General features: G+C 37.6%; 21 protein-coding genes and 1 tRNA gene. 13 read left to right on the top strand and 9 right to left on the bottom strand.

What is annotated here, in order from left to right; genetic code table 11:
* Positions 1–163: 163 nt before the first annotated feature.
* Positions 164–388, bottom strand: coding sequence for a hypothetical protein (locus tag ACXACQ_RS02400; RefSeq protein ID WP_474974324.1), 225 nt, complete (start codon positions 386–388; stop codon positions 164–166).
* Between the two features lie 928 nt (positions 389–1,316).
* Here ACXACQ_RS02400 and ACXACQ_RS02405 point away from each other — a divergent pair.
* From ACXACQ_RS02405 to ACXACQ_RS02415, 3 genes are read left to right on the top strand one after another with little or no spacing between them, the layout of a single operon-like run.
* Positions 1,317–1,775, top strand: a complete 459-nt coding sequence (locus ACXACQ_RS02405) for a (2Fe-2S)-binding protein (protein ID WP_474974325.1) — start codon at positions 1,317–1,319, stop codon at positions 1,773–1,775.
* Entirely contained in the window at positions 1,772–3,889 is a 2,118-nt protein-coding gene (locus ACXACQ_RS02410; protein WP_474974326.1) for a xanthine dehydrogenase family protein molybdopterin-binding subunit, read from the top strand. The genes ACXACQ_RS02405 and ACXACQ_RS02410 overlap by 4 nt, the downstream gene beginning before the upstream one ends.
* Positions 3,876–4,475 (top strand): hypothetical protein, encoded by a 600-nt coding sequence (locus ACXACQ_RS02415; RefSeq protein WP_474974327.1) that lies wholly within the window; start codon positions 3,876–3,878, stop codon positions 4,473–4,475. The genes ACXACQ_RS02410 and ACXACQ_RS02415 overlap by 14 nt, the downstream gene beginning before the upstream one ends.
* A gap of 46 nt (positions 4,476–4,521) precedes the next feature.
* Here ACXACQ_RS02415 and ACXACQ_RS02420 read toward each other — a convergent pair whose 3' ends face one another.
* From ACXACQ_RS02420 to ACXACQ_RS02430, 3 genes are all read right to left on the bottom strand, one after another.
* Positions 4,522–5,118, bottom strand: a complete 597-nt coding sequence (locus ACXACQ_RS02420) for a pentapeptide repeat-containing protein (protein ID WP_474974328.1) — start codon at positions 5,116–5,118, stop codon at positions 4,522–4,524.
* A gap of 121 nt (positions 5,119–5,239) precedes the next feature.
* Positions 5,240–5,315, bottom strand: a tRNA-Met gene (locus tag ACXACQ_RS02425).
* 174 nt (positions 5,316–5,489) lie between these two features.
* A complete protein-coding gene (locus tag ACXACQ_RS02430; protein ID WP_474974329.1) occupies positions 5,490–6,251 on the bottom strand; it encodes a hypothetical protein in 762 nt (253 codons plus the stop codon).
* A gap of 144 nt (positions 6,252–6,395) precedes the next feature.
* Here ACXACQ_RS02430 and era point away from each other — a divergent pair, with 144 nt between their 5' ends.
* From era to ACXACQ_RS02450, 4 genes are all read left to right on the top strand, one after another.
* A complete protein-coding gene (gene era / locus ACXACQ_RS02435; protein ID WP_474974330.1) occupies positions 6,396–7,280 on the top strand; it encodes a GTPase Era in 885 nt (294 codons plus the stop codon).
* Between the two features lie 41 nt (positions 7,281–7,321).
* Positions 7,322–8,626 (top strand): ribosome biogenesis GTPase Der, encoded by a 1,305-nt coding sequence (der, locus tag ACXACQ_RS02440; protein WP_474974331.1) that lies wholly within the window; start codon positions 7,322–7,324, stop codon positions 8,624–8,626.
* A 64-nt stretch (positions 8,627–8,690) separates the two neighbouring features.
* Positions 8,691–8,909 (top strand): hypothetical protein, encoded by a 219-nt coding sequence (locus ACXACQ_RS02445; protein ID WP_474974332.1) that lies wholly within the window; start codon positions 8,691–8,693, stop codon positions 8,907–8,909.
* A gap of 101 nt (positions 8,910–9,010) precedes the next feature.
* The gene (locus tag ACXACQ_RS02450; protein ID WP_474974333.1) at positions 9,011–9,628 is read left to right on the top strand and encodes a SprT-like domain-containing protein; all 618 of its coding nucleotides are present in this window, start codon (positions 9,011–9,013) and stop codon (positions 9,626–9,628) included.
* Here ACXACQ_RS02450 and ACXACQ_RS02455 read toward each other — a convergent pair.
* Genes ACXACQ_RS02455 through ACXACQ_RS02465 form a run of 3 tightly spaced genes read right to left on the bottom strand, consistent with a single transcriptional unit; the run spans position 9,625 to position 11,847 of the window.
* Positions 9,625–10,197: a hypothetical protein gene (locus ACXACQ_RS02455; RefSeq protein WP_474974334.1), complete on the bottom strand. Its 573-nt coding sequence runs from the start codon at positions 10,195–10,197 to the stop codon at positions 9,625–9,627. The two genes, ACXACQ_RS02450 and ACXACQ_RS02455, sit on opposite strands and share 4 nt — an antisense overlap.
* Complete coding sequence (murQ, locus tag ACXACQ_RS02460; protein WP_474974335.1) at positions 10,190–10,999, bottom strand: N-acetylmuramic acid 6-phosphate etherase; 810 nt, start codon at positions 10,997–10,999, stop codon at positions 10,190–10,192. Before murQ ends, ACXACQ_RS02455 begins: the two co-directional genes overlap by 8 nt.
* Complete coding sequence (locus ACXACQ_RS02465; protein ID WP_474974336.1) at positions 10,996–11,847, bottom strand: N-acetylglucosamine kinase; 852 nt, start codon at positions 11,845–11,847, stop codon at positions 10,996–10,998. The genes murQ and ACXACQ_RS02465 overlap by 4 nt, the downstream gene beginning before the upstream one ends.
* A gap of 143 nt (positions 11,848–11,990) precedes the next feature.
* Between ACXACQ_RS02465 and ACXACQ_RS02470 the strand changes: the two genes are divergently transcribed.
* Positions 11,991–12,662 carry a zinc metalloprotease gene (locus tag ACXACQ_RS02470; RefSeq protein ID WP_474974337.1) on the top strand — a complete coding sequence of 224 codons (672 nt, stop codon included), beginning with the start codon at positions 11,991–11,993 and terminating at the stop codon, positions 12,660–12,662.
* Between the two features lie 51 nt (positions 12,663–12,713).
* Here the strand turns inward: ACXACQ_RS02470 and ACXACQ_RS02475 are convergent, their stop codons facing one another.
* Positions 12,714–12,959, bottom strand: coding sequence for a cytochrome b5 domain-containing protein (locus ACXACQ_RS02475; protein ID WP_474974338.1), 246 nt, complete (start codon positions 12,957–12,959; stop codon positions 12,714–12,716).
* A gap of 88 nt (positions 12,960–13,047) precedes the next feature.
* Between ACXACQ_RS02475 and ACXACQ_RS02480 the strand changes: the two genes are divergently transcribed.
* Positions 13,048–14,271, top strand: coding sequence for a dipeptidase (locus tag ACXACQ_RS02480; protein ID WP_474974339.1), 1,224 nt, complete (start codon positions 13,048–13,050; stop codon positions 14,269–14,271).
* Positions 14,272–14,345: 74 nt separating this feature from the next.
* Here ACXACQ_RS02480 and ACXACQ_RS02485 read toward each other — a convergent pair whose 3' ends face one another.
* Positions 14,346–14,699: a DUF6438 domain-containing protein gene (locus ACXACQ_RS02485; RefSeq protein WP_474974340.1), complete on the bottom strand. Its 354-nt coding sequence runs from the start codon at positions 14,697–14,699 to the stop codon at positions 14,346–14,348.
* Between the two features lie 179 nt (positions 14,700–14,878).
* Here ACXACQ_RS02485 and ACXACQ_RS02490 point away from each other — a divergent pair, with 179 nt between their 5' ends.
* From ACXACQ_RS02490 to dapF, 4 genes are all read left to right on the top strand, one after another.
* The gene (locus ACXACQ_RS02490; RefSeq protein WP_474974341.1) at positions 14,879–17,344 is read left to right on the top strand and encodes a T9SS type A sorting domain-containing protein; all 2,466 of its coding nucleotides are present in this window, start codon (positions 14,879–14,881) and stop codon (positions 17,342–17,344) included.
* A gap of 143 nt (positions 17,345–17,487) precedes the next feature.
* Positions 17,488–20,301 carry a carbamoyl-phosphate synthase large subunit gene (gene carB / locus ACXACQ_RS02495; protein ID WP_474974342.1) on the top strand — a complete coding sequence of 938 codons (2,814 nt, stop codon included), beginning with the start codon at positions 17,488–17,490 and terminating at the stop codon, positions 20,299–20,301.
* A gap of 24 nt (positions 20,302–20,325) precedes the next feature.
* Entirely contained in the window at positions 20,326–20,577 is a 252-nt protein-coding gene (locus ACXACQ_RS02500; RefSeq protein ID WP_474974343.1) for a hypothetical protein, read from the top strand.
* 92 nt (positions 20,578–20,669) lie between these two features.
* Entirely contained in the window at positions 20,670–21,461 is a 792-nt protein-coding gene (gene dapF / locus ACXACQ_RS02505; RefSeq protein ID WP_474974344.1) for a diaminopimelate epimerase, read from the top strand.
* Positions 21,462–21,510 lie beyond the last annotated feature (49 nt).

Raw genomic sequence — 21,510 nt, forward strand, 5'->3', positions numbered from 1 at the left:
AATTACCCTACACACAGCACCCCTGCAGAAAACTGAGGTCAATACTGAGAGGGTTTAAAAAGGCACATGAATGTGTCATCATGAATAAATTGCCATTTCACCAAAGGGCACAGTAAATCAGTGTTATTTACTAGCTGCAGAACAACACTACTTCACTATTCAATTAAGTAAAATCATCAGGCACCCCCATTAATAAGTAGCTGATCGAATTTGAGGCGATCAATGCCTCATACTTGTTCACATAGAACTCTACTGTGAACGCAATTTTTCCTTTACATCCTTTAGCTTGCGATGCACCGCTACTCACCACTCTGTCAGAAAAAAAATCCTGACAAGCCGAAGTAACACACACACAGAGAGCCAAAAGACGTATCCTTGTCGTCTTCATAATTGTGCTGTTAAAAGAATTATAATTAATAGTTGATTTACAAATTGCCGCTAACTCAGAAGTGACACAACAGGGTAAACACTAACATCAGAGCGGTTCAGAACTCTTTTGGTAGCATTTCTATAGTAATAGATAAATTAAAACAATAGTCGCAATTCACTGAAAAACAAATATTTCAGCCCCAAATCATTTGACATGGCGCAGACTAAAAAAATCACTATTTCCAATTATTGATTTATGCTAATGAGGCTAGGCTATGGCTATTTATAATTTTTTTGATTCTATACTCTTACAAATTCCATTATGTGGGCAATGAAATATTTACGTCTGCAAGGCGTCCAAACAAGAAGCTTGCGACATAAGTCTCTTCTGTAAATGAGACTTAATAGTGATAAATAGTAGGTTCATTGGATTTTAGGTTTAGGTTTATAAAATGCTGATTTTAATAGATCTAATTCATAACATACTTGGTTCTAATATTTGAGGCAATGAAACCTAAAATCTAACCATTTTCAGATCAGTATTTTAGTGAGTTACCTTAAAAGCTCACCTAGTTAACGTATCATACGCCCATCAGCCCTTAACATACCCCACCTATTAATATGTGAAAAAAGCAAATCCACAACAAACCGATAGCTCATATATTTAGAATCAGAAATTTATATTATACTTGTATGCATACAATACATTTTACTTACACATGACTTTTATCCCTCAAAAAAGCAGAGATAAATTGATATTTTCAGTAAAATAGCATCTCCCCAGCAACACATAGGTTTTAATCACTAAAGACACACCACACCCTCTCACTCATAGAGAAATTTAAATATTGTTTGATTTTTACAATTTTCAGATTGATATGCGCAACTATTTATCACACTTATCAAATTACATTTACAAATACTAACAACTCAACTAACCAACAAACATGCATCAGTTAAAAATCAATAATAAAACCTATGCCGTTGATGCTGATCTAGACATGCCTTTATTATGGGTACTTAGAGACATACTCGGGTTAACAGGCACTAAATACGGATGCGGGGTAGCACAATGTGGCGCCTGTACTGTCCACCTCGATGGAGAAGCAGTAAGGTCATGCGTAACCAAACTTGAAAGAGCCATCGATAAAGAAATCACCACCATTGAAGGCTTATCAGATAATAACGAACATATTTTACAAGAGGCCTGGCTCAAGTTTGACGTACCTCAGTGCGGCTACTGCCAATCAGGGCAGCTCATGTCAGCCGCGGTACTACTGAGAGAGAACGCCAACCCCACAGAGCATGACATAGACCTTGCTATGAGCGGCAACATATGCAGATGTGGCACTTATCCTAGAATAAAAAAAGCAATTCTTTGGGCAGCTAAAAACAACAACGGATGAAAGCATCAAAAGTAAACAGAAGGAAGTTTTTAAAAACAGGATCACTCATTGGCGCAGGATTATTCATCCCGTTTACCATTCCACTTAAAGGTAAAAGCAAGAAAGCCACTGAAGATGATGAGTCAACAATAAACGCATTCTTACATATTTCTACTGAAAACAAGATAAAAATCATATCTAGCAAGGTAGAAATGGGACAAGGCATATTCACCACCCTAGCCATATTAATTGGTGAAGAATTAAACTCAAACCCAAAAGACATTGAGGTTATACACAGCCCTGCAGACAAAGCCTACAATCATGCATTTTGGGGCTTTCAAATTACTGCAGGATCCTCTTCAACATACTCTGAATTCGATAGATACCGAAAAGCAGGAGCACAAGCACGATCAGTTTTAATACAAGCTGCTGCCAACAAAGCTGGAGTTAGCACCGATAAATGTATTGCAAAAAATGGCACTATTATGTGCGATGGACAACAGTTCACTTATGGCCAATTAGCTAGTGATGCAGCAAAAATATCTCTCCCTGAAAATGTAACTCTTAAACAACCAGAAGAATGGATTTACATTGGTAAAAGCATTAAGAGAGTAGACATTACCAACAAAGTAAATGGAAAAGCAGAATACGCTATAGATGCCAGAGGCAACAATCAACTTATTGCCGTTGTAGCTCATGCCCCTGTAATTGGAGCTACCTTAAAAAATGCCGACAGCAATAATGCATTAAAAATAAAAGGCGTAAAAGAAGTGTTAAATATACCAACAGGGGTAGCAGTAATTGCAGAGAATTATTGGAGTGCAACTCAAGGAAGAAAGGCCCTGAAATTAGAATGGAACACATCTGCCAACCAAAATCTCTCATCACAAAAAATAGCCGAAGAGTATAAAGCTGCTGCGCGCACTCAAGGAAAACTGGTAGAAGAAAAAGGCAACCCGAAAGCAGCCAACAACAACTCCACAATAGAAGTAGATTACATAATGCCTTACCTATCGCACTCAGCGATGGAGCCAATGAATTGCACTATTGAGCTCAATGGAGAAAAATGCACAGTAACTACCGGAACACAAACTCCACAAGTAGCACAAGGCGTAACCGCGCAAATACTAGGAATCCCCAGCCAAAACATTACAATCAAAACGCCTTACATAGGAGGTGCATTCGGCCGCAGAGCCCAAACAGATTTTATTGAAGAAGCGGCACACATCATCAAAAATGCTAAAAGCACTAGACACATTAAACTAGTATGGAGCAGAGAAGATGACATGAAAGGAATGCACTACCGCTCGCTATTCGTACACCACATTGAAACATCATTGAATAAAAACGGCTACCCTGAAACATGGCAGCATCACATTGTAGGCCAGCCACTCTCTAATGCCGAAATAGATGAAGCCTCAGTCGAAGGCGTACATGGATCCCCGTACTTCAAAAATATACCTAATTACAAAATACAGCTCACCACCACTTCACAGCCTATTCATGTAGCTTATTATAGGTCAGTGGGCCACTCACATAGCGGCTTCGTCATGGAAACTTTCATCGATAAACTGGCATCTCAGGCTAAAATCGATCCTCTTGAATATCGACAAACACTATTACAAGACAATCCCAGACACTTAAGGGTGCTTAATTTAGTGGCCGATAAATACAAATGGAGCGAATCAAAGCCCACCAATCGCCACAAAGGAATTGCCGTACATGAATGCTTTGGCAGTTATGTAGCTATAGCCTTAGAACTAAGTTTTGTTAATAATCAACCAAAAATACACAAAGTAGTTTGCGGTATCGACTGTGGACTAGCCGTGAATCCAGACGGTGTTATAGCACAAATGGAGGGCGGAATAGTTTATGGACTAACCATGGCTTTGCACAGTGAAATATCAATAGAAAGTGGCATAGTCAAACAAAATAATTTTTACGACTATTGCATGCTACGCATGAACGATAGCCCCGAAATAGAAGTCCATATTGTAGCCAGCACAGAAAAGATGGGAGGAGCAGGAGAATGCGCAGTACCTGCAACCGCAGCTGCCCTAGGAAATGCTATTTATGCTGCCACAGGAAAACACATAACCACATTACCATTAATTAGAAACTATGAGTTTATCTAAATTAACTCTACCAATAGGCATAACACTCGCTATAGGCTTAATAATCATTACCTACCAGAAGAGCGTAAGCACAGTAGACAACCATAAAAACAACAAAAAGAAATCAATAGAAGCATTTCAAAAGGTATATACCGTACTGATGCACCCAAGATGCATGAACTGTCACCCCGCGGGAGACTCTCCACTACAAGGGGATGATAGCCACCTCCATACCATGGAAGTTACCCGAGGTACAGACGGGAAAGGTCTATACTCAATGAAATGCGCGAATTGCCACCAAGCCACCAACACGCCCGGAGCACATACACCTCCTGGAAACCCTAACTGGCACCTACCTCCTGCTGATATGAAAATGGTATTTGAAGGAAAAAGTGCGCACGAATTGGCTTTGCAACTATTAGACAAAACCAAAAATGGAGGAAAATCTAAGAAAGAACTCATCACCCATATCACCTCTGACGGCCTCGTTGTTGGCTCATGGAATATGGGAGGTGGACGAACATCTCCTCCACTAACACATGAAGAATTCTCAAACTATTTCGTACAATGGATTGAAACAGGAGCACACATACCACCTAGCGAATAAAAAAAAGCCCTAAATGAGGGCTTTTTTTTATTATCATTATTTCCAATCAATAATCTCCATAATCGATATTCAGCCTATACTTCGACAATAAGCCCGCAAGATTCAACGAAGAGAATTTCGCATCCTTCATTTTATTCTGATCCAAATCCAAATCAAAATTTCTAGCTGTTCTAAAATCAGCCTTTTCTAAATTACTATTGGAAAACACCGTACCAGGTAATTCAGAATTCTTGAAATTAGAAGATGATAAATCAGCGTTAGAAAAATCAGACTCTTTCAAGGTACAGTTGTTAAAAACTGTATTTCTCAACCGCACACCAACAAAAACACAATAATCTAAATGACAATCATCAAAAGAAAATGAAAACATCAACCGATTACAGGTAGTAAAATCTACCCCCAATATTTTACACCCCTTAAAAATACAATCCCTAAATCCGGCTCCTTCCATTATGGTCATGGAAAAATTGCATTGTTCAAAAGTGCAGTTTTCAAAGTCATCATCACGCAATCTTGTTTTCGAAAAATCACACCCCACAAAAACGCATTGCACAAATCCTCGCTCCTTTAATGTCTTATTAGAGAAATTAAGTTTTGTAAACTTCCTTTTAATATGCACTTCCTGATCACTAGCACTACTCATAACACTGGATTATTTTCTAAAATAGGTCCACAAATAAAATAACTATTACCGAAAAACAGCGGAAGTGCTCCAAAATATTGAGCATAAAAAAAGCCAGTCGTTTTACAACAACTGGCTTTGATGGTAGCGGGAGCAGGACTCGAACCTGCGGCCTTCGGGTTATGAGCCCGACGAGCTACCAACTGCTCCATCCCGCGCTATATTTTTAGTATTTTTAATTCTTATTTTCAAATCGAAACGCTTGTCTTTTTTTCGTTTCGTTGACCCCTTTCGTTCAATGGGAATACAAAGGTAAGAAAAGAAAACATAAAGTCAACATTAGAGCAAATGTTTTTTTCAATAAAAATTACATAGCATTGATTATCAGATATTTATCTTTGATGTTTTTTTACAAATCTCTTCTCTTTTGGCTCAGCTTTCCTAAAATTGAACTCTAGCTGGCATTCATTGTCAGGTAATGTCACTTGAAAATAGTTGATGAAATTTTTCTTTTCGAAAAGAACCTTACCATAATATCTCTCATTTGGCAATATGTATTCCTTATTAAATAATTCGTATGGCAGAAAGTCCAACTCTACAGCCGCTCGCTCTCCACTTCTAATGACGTTATCAGCACTAATCCATAGGGCCGACAAACCTATATTTACAAAATCATCTCTCCTTTCTGCCTTGTAAACGTCTCGTTCAGTCCACTCCTCATCTTCTGCATCTTTCACATCATTGACAGCATCGTATACTATTAAGCCTGCTGCCAGAACTCCTATTACCGCTAAAGCACCATTAGCTTTACGAACTCGCTCATTATATATGTTATATATTTCATAATCGTTTAGCGCGTACAATGCATACTGATCATAAACAGAAGCCCCATCAAAAATCGGATAATAGCTGGCCACACATTTAATTTTCTTTTTATTAATCCACAAAGTATCAAATGAGCTATTGGTCACCTCTAAGCTGAAAATGAAAAATGACTTGTCTTCATCTATATACTCTAGCCTATATTGAGCATTATCATTTATTTGAATTTCATCCAAATCTCTCTTTTCAGGCGAGTAGCTTAATGGAACAAATTCGCGAGAGCTACAAGAAAACATAGCAACCCCAATTAGAAATAGTAAAATTCTACTCATAGATGTTAATTTTAAAGGCTTCGATTGATTTTAAATACCGGATCAAGCACCATGCCAAATGACTAAAACACAATATTATTTTCACATCTTCGGTACTTTCAAGCATCAATTAAATATTTCAACTACCTTTGCAGAAAAATTCTAATGAGTACCACTCCTCACAAAGCTGGCTTTGTAAGTATTATAGGAAAACCCAATGTTGGGAAATCGACATTAATGAATCAGATGGTTGGTGAGCGTCTTTCCATTATTACTTCTAAAGCACAAACCACCCGTCACAGAATAATGGGTATTATTAGTGGAGAAAATTTTCAGGTAATTTATAGTGACACTCCCGGAATTATAAAACCTGAATATGAACTACACAGCTCAATGATGAAGTTTGTTAAAAGCTCATTAGAAGACTCAGATGTAGTTTTATTTGTAACAGATATATATGAGAAATTTGATGAGGAGATAGAAAACCAATTAAAGCAAATTCACCTCCCTATCATTTTTATCCTTAATAAGGTAGATCAGGCGAAAGGCACACAAGCTAGCGATAAGTTAGACTATTGGAAAGGCTTGGTGAAAGCAGAGGAATACTTAATGGTATCAGCTTTGGAAGGTGTAAATATAGATCAGGTATTTAACAGCATTGTTGACAAATTACCTGAGCACCCTGCTTATTTCCCAAAAGATGAACTCACTGACAAACCAGAAAAATTTTTCGTAGAAGAGATTATACGCGAAAAAATTTTCTTGAACTATAAAAAAGAAGTTCCTTATAGCACAGAAGTGGTGGTTACGGAATTTAAGGAAGATGACACCATCATACGCATGCGTGCCGAAATTTATGTAGAAAGAAAAAGTCAAAAAGGAATCATCATAGGCAAAGGTGGCGAAGCCCTAAAAAAGGTGGGAATAGCTGCCCGTGCAGATCTAGAGAAATTTTTCGACAAACAAATACATTTAGAAACCTTTGTAAAGATTTCTGAAAACTGGCGTAAACATGACGCCAGCCTAAGGCGATTTGGCTATCGTTCTTAATCAATTAATAAAGAATAGAAGTAAATTATTACTATAAAGTAATGGCAAATATTGTAGCAATAGTAGGAAGACCCAATGTAGGCAAATCAACTCTTTTTAACAGACTTGTTGAACAGAGAAAAGCCATCATGGATGATGAAAGTGGAGTTACGCGTGACAGGCATTATGGATATGCTGAGTGGATCGGTAAGCATTTTACCGTTATAGATACAGGAGGTTATGTAACAGGTTCTGAAGACAAATTTGAAAGTCAGATCAGACACCAAGTGGAGTTAGCATTAGATGAAGCTACAGTAATCCTTTTTATGGTAGATAGTTTTGCGGGCTTAACAGACCTGGACAAAGACTTTGCTAATGTGCTGCGCTCATCAAAGAAGCCCATTTTCTTAGTGGCCAACAAAGCAGACAACACCGAACGCTTGCACATGGCCAATGAATTTTACGCATTGGGTATGGGTGACATTCATCCGGTTTCATCTGTAAGTGGCTCAGGAACGGGCGAACTGCTTGACGAAGTGGTGAAGCACTTTGATGAAGGCACCGAAAATCCAGAAGAGGGTATTCCTAGAATATCTATATTAGGAAGACCTAACGTGGGAAAATCATCTTTTCTGAACGCATTATTAGGAAAAGAGAGGTCTATAGTTACTGATGAGGCTGGCACCACCAGAGATGCCATTAATACTCGTTACAAATTATTTAATAAAGATTTTATACTTACAGACACTGCAGGAATACGCAAAAAAGCAAAAGTAAAAGAGGATATTGAGTTTTACTCAGTATTAAGATCTATCCAAGCTTTACAAGATAGTGATGTTTGTATTGTACTTATAGATGCGGAAAGAGGTCTTGAAGCACAAGACATGAGCATAATAAACTTGGCCGTTCGTTACAACAAAGGCATTATGCTTATGGTTAATAAGTGGGATTTAATTGAAAAAGATACCAAAACAGCTGATGCTTACAGAAAAAGCATTGAAGCTAAACTAGGCTCTTTGACTTACATTCCTATTATATTCACATCGGTATTAAAAAAACAAAGAATTTTTCAGGCTATAGAAAAAGCAATTAATATTTACGACAGTAAAAACGAGAAAATTGCTACTTCTCAGTTAAATGATGTAATTCTTCCTGAAATAGAAAGGTATCCGCCTCCTGCATTAAAAGGGAAATATATTAAAATTAAATATGTGACTCAAATACCTTCTCAGGTTCCTACATTCGCATTTTTCTGCAATTTACCACAATACATAAAAGCGCCTTACGAACGTTTTTTAGAGAATAAGTTAAGGCAAAATTTTGACCTCGAAGGGGTACCTGTTCGCTTATTTTTTAGAAAAAAATGATAAGTATTTGACCGGTATTATCTTTGTATCTATATTTAGGTCTCGAATCAAAACCTGAAAAAAAATGAGAAAACTATTAACATTTTTATTTGCACTTACTTTTACATTAGGATTTGTAGCTTGTAACAATGCTGCAAAAGAAGAGTCTGCTTCTGAGCAAGTTGAAGAAACTGTAGAAGAAGCTGGCGACCACATGGAAGAAGCTGCTGAAGACGTAGAAGAATCAGTAGAAGATGCTGCAGAAGAAGTGGAAGAAGAAGTTGATTCAGTTTCTGCTGAATAATTATAACTAACACTTTTAAAAAGAGCCTCTGGTTAGACCTTAGGCTCTTTTTTTTGCCTTTCAGGCTATGAATTTCATTTCTAATACTATTTTTGTGGGGTATGGACAACCGGGAAGATCGCTTTAAAAAAGCCCTAAAAAAACATTTACCTGAAAATGCTTTACATTACTGCTATGAGTTATGGGAGGTACATAACTTTTCGCTTAAGGTAAAGAAACGCAGAATGACTAAACTGGGCGATTATAGGTATGATTCGAGAAGCAAACAACATACTATTTCTGTCAACAATGACCTTAATCCATTCTCTTTCCTAATAACCTATGTACATGAAGTAGCGCATTTGGTTACATACAATCAATTTAAAAACAGAGTAAAACCTCATGGCGAAGAATGGAAAAATAATTTCAAACAGCTAATGCTTCCTTTATTAACTACGGACACATTTCCTCCGGCCGTACTTTCTCCATTAAAAAAATACATGCACAATCCTAAGGCATCCTCATGCAATGATCATACATTAATGAAAGCCTTAAAAACTCAAGATAAAGACAGCAGTATTATTCACCTAAGTGATATACCCACAGGCACTTTATTCAGACTAAACAATAGAGTATTTAAAAAAGAAACACTACGAAGAACACGCTATGTGTGTAGCGAGGTAAGTTCTCAAAAAAAATACCTGATCTCAAAAATTGCCGAGGTTGAGGTTATATCTTAGGGTAAAGACAACCTCCTTTGAATAAGCTGATCGATAAAAACGTAGAATTTTTGAGGGGTCATAGTGCGCCATTTATCTACCTGCAAATTTCCCCCCATATTTAAATAGTAATCTATGTTAAAATTCTTCATTTCATCTTGCACAAAATCAGGAAAATTAACCATGGCTATCCATCCCTCTTCTACATCTTCAAACCATTCTTCGTAATAACAATCATCAGACCCGTGAAAATTAAATACATTCTCGCCTATTAATATAAATTTATTTACGCCTTGATGAATGAAATTATCAATGATGTTACGCTTGAGGTGCATTATATCATTATTAATAGTATCGTTCCACTCACCTATAAATTCAATAATAGTATACCCCTCATCATAATCAACATACAACACTTTTAAATAAAGCGTTTCTGAGCCCATAAAATCCCAGGCGGGATCTATATAATACCCATAAATATTTTCAGAGTAAAGGTCATGATTATACTGCTTACCAAAAAAGGGAGAAGAATCATCTTCCGCAGGATTATAAAGATGTAACCACCTATAATAAGGTTCTATTTCATGCATTTTTTTCAGCGTTTTCTATTGCCCTCCTCACCGAACCATATTTTTCTAATAAATGTTCGGCTTCCTCCCTACTAACTGAAATTTCTTCCATTATCATTCTGGCACCCCTATCTATCAGCTTCTTATTGCTCAATTGCATATCCACCATTTTATTACCCTTCACCCTGCCAAGCTGAATCATGACACTGGTAGAAATCATATTTAAAACAAGCTTTTGAGCAGTACCGGCCTTCATTCTAGTGCTACCTGTAACAAACTCAGGGCCTACAACCACCTCGATAGGATATTGCACATTAGCGGCCAATTCAGAGCCAGAGTTACATGCAATACAACCAGTAACCAAACCTTTGGATTTAGCCATTTTTACACCTCCAATAACATATGGCGTTCGGCCAGAGGCTGCAATGCCTATAACAACGTCATTCTCTTTAATATCATATGCACTTAAATCTTTCCAAGCCTGATCCGCATCATCTTCTGCAAACTCTACGGCTTTCCTTATAGCGGTATCTCCGCCTGCAATCAGACCTATAACCACACCATGAGGCATTCCAAATGTAGGGGGTATTTCAGAAGCATCCACCACGCCAAGCCTTCCACTAGTACCCGCTCCAATATAAAACAACCTCCCTCCTTGTTGCATTTGTGCTACCGTAGCGGTCACCAAAGCTTCTATTTCAGGGATTACCTTATTGATGGCTAGAGGTACGGACTGATCTTCTTTATTAATATTAGTCAGCAATTCATTTACTGACATTTTATCTAAGTCATTAAAGTTAGAAGTTGATTCAGTGGTACTCATGTGGTAATAATGCTATTTTGATGATACAATGTTAAGCCAGCAATGGGTGTTTCCACCACATTTTTAAGAATAATGCCTTTATCAGCGGCTACTTGCCTTAGTATATTACCATAATAAAAGGCTACAGATCCTGTAAAATGAACCGGCAACTTACTATAGTTTTCATATTTCATCACATTCTTTTCCATAAACAGCGAAAAGCCTTCATATACTAATTGGTATAAGTAGGGGTCTTTAATATTCTGAAATATAAAACGACTAAACTTTGCCAAGTAACGGTTAGGCATTGGTTGCTTATAAACATTATCTAGCACTTCATCTTTTGTTACTTCATACCTTTTAGCCAACCTTTCGGCCACAATAGGGGGTAATTCATTTCGAAAATATCGTTCTAGTAAAGTTTTACCTAACCAGGCGCCACTGCCCTCATCTCCTAGCACATATCCTAGCGAAGGCACATTTTCAACAACATCATGTCCGTTATAAAAACAAGAATTAGCTCCAGTACCTAAAATGCATGCAATGCCTGCCTCAGCACCACATAATGAACGAGCAGCCCCAAGAAGGTCATGATCTACACTTAGTACCGCATTAGGAAAAGCACTTGAAAAAACCCTTTTTAAAATATCTTTATTGTTATCTGAAGAGCAACCAGCTCCATAGAAAAACACTTGATGAACTTCGCCTTGCACTTGTGGCACAAGTGCTTCCATTACCTCTGCCTTAATATTTTCCTCCTTTTGCTGATAAGGGTTAATACCAGCAGTTTTATACTGAGCTACCACCCCGTTAACATCAATTAATCTCCAATCCGTTTTGGTAGCTCCGCTATCTGCAATTAATATCATATTTTGACTAGACTCTCTGACAAAAAATTAAAGTTAAAAATAATCACCGGTTATATAATGAGCATCCTTAATACTTTTTAAATCATCATATCATACAAATGGTTTTGTTTTTGTCTTATTAATTATAAAAAACACCTCAAACCATGAAAAAAACACATTTACATACCATCGCCTTATTTTCTTATCTATTCGCAGGGTTAATATTATTCTCAAGTTGTGGAGAAGACGAGAATGATATTCCCCAGATTCCCCAAGTCAATGATAGGGCTGTGGGTGCCTCTAGCGAAGAATTTTTTACAGATAAAGAATATGACAAATTAGTAGTTGAAATTCAATACACTAGTGGTGATGAACCTGATGAGAGAGCTATTCAGGAAATTAAAAATTTCTTAACCAATGAATTAGTTAAACCAGAAGGCATTGAAATCTACACTACTAGAATTGCCACCCCGGGCAAACCAACGTATTCAATTAGCGATATAAAAACCACTGAATTATACAACCGTACGCAATTTACCCATGACAGAACATTGTCTGCCTACATCTTATTATTAGACGGAAAGTATGATGAAGACTCCGTTGAAAACGGAAATGTAATAGGCCTACCTTACAGGAATACATCTATGGTGATTTTTCAAAAAACAATTCAAAACAACTCTGGCAGCCTCAACCAACCCTCTACTTGGAAAATGACCGCTGCCGCCATAGCGCATGTTTTAGGGCACAACCTAGGTAGCACAGATGAAAAAGGACATATCACTACTAAATTCTCTTCTCATTGTTCTCTTAGCAAAATTACTGGCGAAAGTTTATGAGAAACATGCTGCTTTACTTCCTTTATGGTGCAATAAAATTTAGAATTCCTATCAGGAAACTAACTTTCCTATTGCTTGAAATTTATCGAAAACATTAGCATTGTGTGGGGCATCTTCTAACTCGGGGGTTAAATCCTGCCCTGCCCAATGTTCATAATGTTTTCCATTGCGCCACATGCGCGATTTTGTAACATCATAAATAATACCCTTATAGGCCACCCATATTTCTTCTTTATCCTGCCCATTTCTCAAAGCCAGTTGACCTTTTGAATAAGCAGGGAGTTCGTTTTGCTGCACTTATTTCCTTTTAGATTAAAAACCTTTCTTTACACCCCGTAAATTATGACTTTTATAATTAATCATAAAGGTTAGATATTTGCATGGTATGAAAAAAAATTACAACTATTTATTAACACTATTTAGCTTAGGGTTAATACTAATTAGTTGCAGTCGCTCCACTAAAACAGCAGAGACTGATAGCAACGAAGAGCAACTTAAAATAAGAGCGCAAGAACTGGCTCATAAATTCATTATTACTGACGGGCACATTGACCTACCTTACAGACTAAAACATCAAAATTTCGATATTAACAGAAATGCCAGCGTCATTCTAAAAACTGATGAAGGTGATTTCGACTTCGAAAGAGCTAAAGCAGGAGGCCTTGACGCCCCGTTTATGTCCATTTACATTCCTGCATCGTACCAAGAAACGGGCGGAGCCAAAGAAGTGGCAGACTCATTAATAGATATGGTCAATGCTATTGCGGTTAAATTTCCCGACAAATTTGCCCTGGCTTCTACACCTGCTGAAGTTGAAAAACTGGTAGCCGAAGGAAAAATAGCCCTACCAATGGGCATGGAAAATGGTGCCCCAATAAATAATGATCTCGAAAATGTAAAGTACTTTAGAAATAGAGGAATTAGCTATATTACTTTAACACACTCAAAAGACAACCTCATTTGTGACTCGTCATATGATTCCACTCGCACATGGAATGGGCTCAGTCCATTTGGCAGGGAAGTAGTTAAATCCATGAATGAAGCGGGCATAATGGTAGATGTTTCTCATATATCTGATAGCGCATTTTATCAAGTAATGAGTTTAAGCACTAGTCCCGTTATTGCTTCTCATTCTTCGTGCAGACATTTTACCCCGGGTTTTGAAAGAAATATGTCTGATGAAATGATTATTAAATTAGCTTCTAAAGGAGGAGTGATACAGGTCAACTTTGGCAGTACATTTATAGATCAAAATTCTATAGACACTCGAAATGCCAACGAAGCATATTTTGCTGAAAACAATTTATCAGAAGACGACTCTTTAGCCAAAGCATACACCAAAGAGCACCCTCTTTATTCAAATATAGGCCAATTGGCAGACCACATCGACCATATTGTAGAAATAGCAGGCATTGATTACGTTGGTTTAGGCTCTGATTTTGATGGAGTAGGAGACTCTTTACCCGAAGGTATCAAAGATGTATCTCAATACCCTAGCTTAATTTATGAACTGCTTGCGAGAGGTTACTCAGAAGATGACATTGAAAAGATTTGTTACAAAAACGTTTTCCGTGTTTGGAATACTGTAATTAGTAATGCTACCAAATAACAAAAAAGGCTCTGAGATCAGAGCCTTTTTTGTTATTTGGTGAATCGTGATTTTTCCAAATTGTAATATCGACCTTACTCTGCCTCCCAGTCCAACTCATCAACCAATGCTCCTACTTCCTTTTCTAAAGCTTTTAATTCAGCAGGTGCGTTATGATAATCTTTCACCTTTTTTGATTTACCGTCATGATTAAAAGTTACATAAGTAGTAGGCATATCCGTAGCCTGTGAAGTATACTCTTCTTTAAAATTAAAGAAATTACTATTTTCAAATGTACTTACCAATTCATCTAACTCTGCTTTACTCAACTTCGCTGTAAATTTCCCTTCAATATCTAAGAATTTTCGAGCATCAATTTTAACTAAACCATTCTCATAAATCTCAATAGTATAGTCAGGGCAAGTACCAAAACATCGCGTTTTCTCCATTGTAATTATCGGGGCACTTTCAGAGCTCTGATCTTGATTAGCCTTACAACTAAACAAAAAGAGGACGGCAAGAAACAAACTTATTCTTATAAATGTCATATTTTAAAGAGGAATTTAGGTAAATAAATCTATATTTATGTCAAAGATATAGAGTAACTCCATAATCAGCACTTGCCCACATGAAATACTTTTTAGTTTTTATACTATCTGCTTTTGCCTTATGTTCATCCACCAAAAGCTATGCCCAGCAAGTAAAAACACTAAGCAAACCGTTCACTATAGTGTGCTATGGTACTCCAAATGGTTCGGGGGTAAATCTACGAACCCCACTTGGAGCCATCAATGCCCGAACGGCCTCCAGTAATTTTGAAGTTACTTACCATGATTTCTCACCCGAAGCACAGGCTGCCTTTCAAAGGGCTGTGGATATATGGTCTTCACTGATAAGCTCTCCTGTAACTATAAAAATAGATGCCTATTGGAGCGAACTAGGAGCTGGAGTTTTAGGTTCAGCCACATGGATAGATGCAAAAGCAAATTTCGAAGGAGCTTTAGTGCCAAATGTATATTACCCCATAGCACTAGCTGAAAAGATGGCCGGCAAAAATCTCAATGAATCATCAGAATACGACATTCTAGCCAATTTCAACAAAGATGCGAATTGGTATTTAGCTACTGATGGCCAACCTGGCAACGGTCAGTACGATCTTGTATCTGTAGTTTTGCATGAAATTGGCCACGGTCTAGGCTTCATTGACTCCTTTTACTACGACAGCGGCAGCGAAACTGCAGGGAAAACCTATACTATCCCTTTCGTTTTTGATAGTTATGTAGCCAATGCTCAAAATAAATTTTTACTTAAAACTTACACTGATGGATCTACCGCTCTGGCAGAACAACTCACCAACAATGGCGTATACTTTAAATCAGAATTTGCGCCTACAAAAAGCGGCAACATAAGGCTGTATGCCCCTACTGCGTGGAGTGACGGATCAAGCATAGCTCACCTTAACGAAAACACATATAATACCACGGTAAATGCGCTAATGACTCCTCAAATAGGAGCTAAAGAAGTGCTACACAACCCTGGTCCCGTAACATTGAATATGTTTGATGATTTGGGCTGGAAATACACTTATATTAACCACGAGTCTATAGCTAATAATGAAAATTATCTTGCCAATAATTACGAGGTATCCGCCTCCATTAGCAGCGATACTAGCTACAATAAAAACAGTGTAAATCTTTATTATTCTTATAATGGATTTCAAACAGACTCTACACGAGTTACTATCGCTGAGTCCTCCACCGCTGATTTGTATAAAGCAAACATTCCTTCTCTAAAAAAAGAAGGACAACAATATAGCTATTTCTTACAAGTTACTGACGCGGACGGGCGCACGTTCAGAAAGCCTTCATTAGAAAGTCGTTATTACACGTTTAAGACTGAAACCGATACCCAAGCTCCTCAAATCACTACCCTAGACAAAGGACACATAAAAGAATCTGATACCACAGTACTAATTCAGGCTTTCATTACAGACTTCCTCGCTATTGAGGAGCTAGAATTTAGCTACTATCTCAATAATGAAACGCCTACAACATCATTGCTAGAGCAAGATCCTGAAATAGATTCTTTATATACGGCAAGCATCGATATAAAAACGTTAAATATAAAAGACGGTGATATTTTCACTTATCGCATCAGCGCTACTGATAATGCTAGCACCCCTCATACCAAAGTTTTAGAACAAACATTACCTGTAGAAGAATATAACAGTCCGGCCAAGTCATTTGAAGCAGACTTTTCTACAGGAGCTGAAAATTTCTTCACCAGTAGTAGCTTTAACATCAGCTCGTATAGTGGTTTTAGTACTCCTGCACTGCACTCTCCTCATCCATACGCCAATGCCTTCCCTTTCTTAGCCGAAGGCCAAGACTTCATGGCTGAATTAAAAACTCCAATAATCCTAGAGGAAGAAAAATCTGCTATTTCCTATGACGAAGTAGTACTAGTTGAGCCAGGTGAATCTGACACAGACTATACCAGCACAAGTTTTTATGATTATGTAATTTTAGAAGCCTCTAATGATGATGGCCAAAATTGGTACCCCTTGATAAATGGATATGATAGCCGATCGAAAGACGAATGGCTAATAGCCTATGCGTCCAATTACAATAGCACAACTGGTAACTCTGCCACAGCAGGAGAAACCCAGTTACTACTCAATAGAAAATTTGATCTATTAAAAGCCAAGAACTTCATAGTAGGAGACACCATAAAAATCAGATTTAGACTACATACAGATGAAAGCGCCTACGGCTGGGGCTGGGCCATCGATAATTTAAAAATCCAAATCGAGACCATTACCTCTACAAACGATGACCTTTCTGCTGATGATATTATTACTTATCCCAACCCGGCTATTAATACTATTAAATTCAAATTCCCTGAAGCATACTTTGGCCAAACAGAAATGCAAATCCTCAATAGCGCTGGAAATCAAATAGGTACCTATTCATTTACCATTAGCGAAAATAGCCTCCCAGAAATTAACTGCAGCCACTGGGCAAGCGGCATCTATTTCATTAGGTTTATTATGAATGAGGAAATAATTGTCAAAAAAATATTAATTCAAAAATAGCCATTACTCCTCTTCAGGCATGATTTGGTTTTGATGTTTTAAATTACTATGAAGGTTAGGCCTTTTCACGTTTTGATTCTAACCATTTTACCATAACTTTGCTCCAATTTATACATAACTAAAAACCACACAAAACATTTTCAATGCCACGAGATAGGAGCATCCGGTCAGTTTTAATAATAGGAAGCGGACCAATTGTTATCGGTCAAGCGTGTGAATTTGATTACTCAGGATCACAAGCATCACGCTCATTAAGAGAAGAAGGAATCGAAGTTATCCTCATTAATTCCAACCCGGCAACAATCATGACAGACAAGGTCACTGCGGACCATGTCTACCTAAAGCCTCTCGACAAAAAGTCAATCAAAGAAATTCTTGAAAAGCATAACATTGACGCGGTACTACCTACCATGGGTGGACAAACTGCGCTCAACCTTGCTATTGACTGTCAAAAAGCAGGCATTTGGGACCATTACGGGGTAAAAATAATTGGGGTAGATATCGATGCCATTGATACTACAGAAGACAGGGAGAAGTTCCGTCTTAAGATGAATGAATTAGGAGTTAACGTCTGTAAAGGAGAAACTGCTACTTCATTTTTACAAGGTAAGGAGATCGCTCAGGAAATAGGTTTTCCTTTAGTAATAAGGCCTTCTTACACCCTTGGAGGTTCTGGTGGTGGTTTTGTAAATACTGCAGACGAATTCGAAGCGGCACTAACTCATGGTTTGCACACCTCTCCTATTCACGAAGTACTCATAGAGCAAAGTATTTTAGGTTGGAAAGAGTACGAATTAGAGCTTCTTCGTGACAATAAAGGTAATATCATCATTATCTGTTCTATTGAGAACTTCGATCCTATGGGAGTTCACACTGGAGATTCGATTACCGTAGCTCCTGCCATGACTCTACCTGATACTGTTTATCAGGAAATGAGAAACTTGGCTATCAGAATGATGAACGGAATTGGAATGTTTGCTGGCGGATGTAATGTTCAGTTCTCAGTAAACCCAGAAGATGACAGCATTATAGGTATTGAGATCAACCCTAGGGTATCTCGTTCATCTGCCTTAGCATCAAAAGCAACAGGCTATCCTATTGCAAAAATTGCTGCTAAACTGGCTATAGGCTACAACTTAGATGAGCTAGATAATGCCATTACCGGTACTACTTCTGCCTACTTCGAGCCTGCGCTTGATTATGTAATCGTAAAAATACCTCGTTGGAATTTTGACAAATTCCCTGGCTCAGATATACGCCTAGGCTTACAAATGAAAGCTGTTGGTGAGGTTATGGGTATTGGCCGTAACTTCCAAGAAGCACTACAGAAAGCTTGTCAGTCTCTTGAAATAAAAAGAAACGGACTTGGTGCTGATGGCAAAGAGTTAACCAACCAGAAGGAAATTCTTTATAGCCTTGAACACCCAAGCTGGGATAGGCTTTTCCACGTTTATGACGCATTCAAATTAGGAATTTCATTCCAAACCATTGAAAAATTATCTAAAATCGACAAATGGTTCCTTAACCAGATCGAAGAGTTAATTTTATTGGAAAATGAAATCGAAAAATATAAACTAGATACTCTTCCTTTTGAATTACTTAAAGAAGCCAAAGAAAAAGGATATGCTGATAGACAAATAGCTCACCTAGTGGGTTGCCTAGAAAGCGAAGTATTTGCTAAAAGAAAAGAAGTAGGATTAAATAGAGTTTACAAACTAGTAGACACATGTGCTGCTGAATTTGAAGCAAAAACTCCATATTATTACTCTACTTTCGATCAAGAAAATGAATCTAAATCCTCAGACAAAAAGAAAATCGTTGTTTTAGGTTCAGGCCCTAACAGAATTGGTCAAGGTATAGAATTTGACTACTCATGTGTACATGGTATTTTGGCAGCCAAAGAATGTGGCTATGAAACCATCATGATTAACTGTAATCCTGAAACAGTATCTACTGATTTTGACGTTGCAGATAAGCTTTATTTCGAACCTGTATTCTGGGAGCACATTTATGAAATAATCCTTCATGAAAAGCCTGTAGGGGTAATAGTTCAGCTTGGAGGTCAAACAGCACTTAAACTTGCTGAAAAACTTGAAAAACACGGCATCAAAATATTAGGAACTAACTTTGAGTCTTTAGACTTAGCTGAAGACAGAGGTAGCTTCTCTAATATCCTTAAAGATAATGACATTCCTTACCCTGAGTTTGGCGTGGCAGAAGATGCTGAAACGGCATTAGAGCTATCTAAAAATATTGGATTCCCGTTATTGGTAAGACCTTCTTACGTGCTTGGAGGACAAAGCATGAAGATTGTTATCAATGAGCAAGAGTTGGAATCGCACATCATTGATATCCTCAAAAATATCCCTGGTAACAAGGTACTTCTAGACCACTTCTTAGATGGAGCGATAGAAGCAGAAGCTGATGCTATTTGTGATGGAGAAAATGTACATATTATCGGAATCATGCAACATATAGAGCCTGCTGGTATTCACTCAGGAGATTCATATGCGGTATTGCCTCCCTACAACTTAGGCGACCTAGTTGTAGCACAGATAGAGACATACACCAAGAAAATTGCATTAGCATTAAACACTGTAGGGTTAATAAACATACAGTTTGCCATTAAGGATGATAAGGTATACATTATCGAAGCCAACCCAAGAGCTTCAAGAACGGTACCTTTCATTTGTAAGGCTTACGATGAACCTTATGTAAACTACGCAGTAAAGGTGATGTTAGGAGAAAATAAAGTTACAGACTTTAAATTCAACCCTAAAAAGCATGGATATGCCATTAAACAGCCAGTATTCTCTTTCGAGAAATTCCCTAAAGTAAATAAGGAATTAGGACCAGAGATGAAATCAACTGGTGAGGCCATCTATTTTATAGAGGACTTAATGGATGATTATTTTCTTAAAATTTATGCAGAACGAAACCTATACCTAAGTAAATAAGTTTATATAGGTAAAAATTGACATATGCTTAAAGCTTTCGTAATAACGTTTTTATTAGGATATCTTCTATATAAAGTTTTAGGACTTTTTGGAATCATAACTAAAAGTGCACAGCAAGGCTATGGTCAAGCATCTTATCAATCAAAAAGTAGTGCTCAGCCACCACGAAGAGATGGAGACATTAACATTGACTATGTGCCCAAAGACGGAAAATCTAACAACCCCGTAGATAACTTCAAAGGGGGAGAATATGTGGATTACGAAGAGATAGAATAGGCCTACCAGCCTACTAAGTAATTATAAATAAAGCCCCGTTTAGATTATCTGACAAGAATCAAACGGGGCTTTTATATTTTAAAACAACACCAATGGCAAACCTCACTTTTTATAAATATCAGGCAACAGGGAATGACTTCATTCTCTTAGACAACCGAGAGCTAGGCTTACAGCTAACCATCCCTCAAATAGAAAAACTATGTGATCGCAAATTTGGAATTGGCTCTGATGGACTGATGCTGATACAAAACCATGCAGATTATGATTTCGAAATGGTATTTTACAATCCTGATGGCAGCCAGAGTTTATGTGGCAATGGCAGCAGGTGCGCAGTAAGCTTTGCCCACTTTTTAGGCATTATAGATAACAACACTACTTTTTTGGCTTACGATGGACCACATGAAGCCGAAATATTAGCCAATAAAGAAGTAAGACTAAAAATGTCTGACGTACAAAATGTCAGGCTTATGGCAGATGGTATATTTGTTGATACTGGATCACCACATTTAATTAAGTACGTTATTAACATTGAAAGCTACAATGTTTACGAACAAGGAAAAACGATCAGAAATGGTGGTTTGTTCAAACAAGCAGGAGTAAATGTTAATTTTGTTCAAGTGAATGGCAGCTCTGAAATATATGTAAGAACATACGAGAGAGGCGTTGAAAATGAAACATTGTCATGTGGTACTGGGGTAACTGCAGCAGCACTAGCCTCTAGCACCAAAGACTTGAAATCTCCTATTGCGGTAAAGACTAATGGAGGCAACTTATCTGTTGAATTTACCAAAAATGAAGATGGCAGCTTTACTGAGGTTTACCTGATTGGACCTGCCAAGCCCGTTTTCACAGGCACCATTGAATTGAATACGGAAGAAAATTAAATTTGGTCAATATTTAATTAAAAACGCCTTAACTTTAGGTCTTGAAAGA

The sequence above is a fragment of the Fulvivirga sp. AWR4_260 genome, assembly GCF_056158185.1.

Excerpts from the sequence above, each read along its gene's own strand:
- ACXACQ_RS02400 (WP_474974324.1), bottom strand. The coding sequence starts at position 388 with ATGAAGACGACAAGGATACGTCTTTTGGCTCTCTGTGTGTGTGTTACT.
- ACXACQ_RS02410 (WP_474974326.1), top strand. The coding sequence starts at position 1,772 with ATGAAAGCATCAAAAGTAAACAGAAGGAAGTTTTTAAAAACAGGATCA.
- ACXACQ_RS02490 (WP_474974341.1), top strand. The coding sequence starts at position 14,879 with ATGAAATACTTTTTAGTTTTTATACTATCTGCTTTTGCCTTATGTTCA.
- ACXACQ_RS02465 (WP_474974336.1), bottom strand. The coding sequence starts at position 11,847 with ATGATATTAATTGCAGATAGCGGAGCTACCAAAACGGATTGGAGATTA.
- ACXACQ_RS02455 (WP_474974334.1), bottom strand. The coding sequence starts at position 10,197 with ATGCATGAAATAGAACCTTATTATAGGTGGTTACATCTTTATAATCCT.
- dapF (WP_474974344.1), top strand. The coding sequence starts at position 20,670 with ATGGCAAACCTCACTTTTTATAAATATCAGGCAACAGGGAATGACTTC.
- ACXACQ_RS02420 (WP_474974328.1), bottom strand. The coding sequence starts at position 5,118 with ATGAGTAGTGCTAGTGATCAGGAAGTGCATATTAAAAGGAAGTTTACA.
- carB (WP_474974342.1), top strand. The coding sequence starts at position 17,488 with ATGCCACGAGATAGGAGCATCCGGTCAGTTTTAATAATAGGAAGCGGA.
- ACXACQ_RS02430 (WP_474974329.1), bottom strand. The coding sequence starts at position 6,251 with ATGAGTAGAATTTTACTATTTCTAATTGGGGTTGCTATGTTTTCTTGT.
- murQ (WP_474974335.1), bottom strand. The coding sequence starts at position 10,999 with ATGAGTACCACTGAATCAACTTCTAACTTTAATGACTTAGATAAAATG.
- ACXACQ_RS02485 (WP_474974340.1), bottom strand. The coding sequence starts at position 14,699 with ATGGAGAAAACGCGATGTTTTGGTACTTGCCCTGACTATACTATTGAG.
- ACXACQ_RS02415 (WP_474974327.1), top strand. The coding sequence starts at position 3,876 with ATGAGTTTATCTAAATTAACTCTACCAATAGGCATAACACTCGCTATA.
- ACXACQ_RS02445 (WP_474974332.1), top strand. The coding sequence starts at position 8,691 with ATGAGAAAACTATTAACATTTTTATTTGCACTTACTTTTACATTAGGA.
- ACXACQ_RS02450 (WP_474974333.1), top strand. The coding sequence starts at position 9,011 with ATGGACAACCGGGAAGATCGCTTTAAAAAAGCCCTAAAAAAACATTTA.
- era (WP_474974330.1), top strand. The coding sequence starts at position 6,396 with ATGAGTACCACTCCTCACAAAGCTGGCTTTGTAAGTATTATAGGAAAA.
- ACXACQ_RS02470 (WP_474974337.1), top strand. The coding sequence starts at position 11,991 with ATGAAAAAAACACATTTACATACCATCGCCTTATTTTCTTATCTATTC.
- der (WP_474974331.1), top strand. The coding sequence starts at position 7,322 with ATGGCAAATATTGTAGCAATAGTAGGAAGACCCAATGTAGGCAAATCA.
- ACXACQ_RS02500 (WP_474974343.1), top strand. The coding sequence starts at position 20,326 with ATGCTTAAAGCTTTCGTAATAACGTTTTTATTAGGATATCTTCTATAT.
- ACXACQ_RS02405 (WP_474974325.1), top strand. The coding sequence starts at position 1,317 with ATGCATCAGTTAAAAATCAATAATAAAACCTATGCCGTTGATGCTGAT.
- ACXACQ_RS02480 (WP_474974339.1), top strand. The coding sequence starts at position 13,048 with ATGAAAAAAAATTACAACTATTTATTAACACTATTTAGCTTAGGGTTA.